Here is a 408-nt window from a genome sequence, read left to right on the forward strand (position 1 = left end):
GTCGTGCTCTTTCGCTATCATCCGACTCGGGCCGGCTGTGTGGCCTCAGAAATCCTTGGAAACTTCCAAGGTTATCTGCAGACCGACGGATATAGCGGCTACGAGGCCCTGGGCGAACGGGAAGGCATCCGCCATCTCGGCTGCATGGCCCATGTCCGGCGAAAATTTGTCGAGGTCGAGAAGACTACCGGCAAAAAGGCTGCGGGGGGCACGGCCCATGCCGTCCTGGACCTGATCGGCAAGCTCTACGGTGTGGAGCGCCAAGCCGAAAAGCAAAAGCTTGCGCCGGAGCAAATCAAAGCGCTACGAGCCGAAAAATCCAGCCCGATCCTGGACAAGCTCAAGGCGCTGCTTGATGCTCGCGTCGCCACCACCCCGCCCAAGAGTCTGCTTGGCAAGGCCGTCAGT

The 408-nt window shown here is 60.3% G+C and carries 1 protein-coding gene; it reads left to right on the forward strand.

Annotated elements, in window-relative coordinates:
- Positions 1 to 408 (forward strand): IS66 family transposase (locus GTA51_RS20460; RefSeq protein WP_160964319.1); only part of this gene is annotated, 408 nt, incomplete at both ends.

It is taken from the genome of Solidesulfovibrio aerotolerans (genome assembly GCF_009856865.1).
Classification (GTDB): Bacteria; Desulfobacterota; Desulfovibrionia; order Desulfovibrionales; family Desulfovibrionaceae; genus Solidesulfovibrio; species Solidesulfovibrio aerotolerans.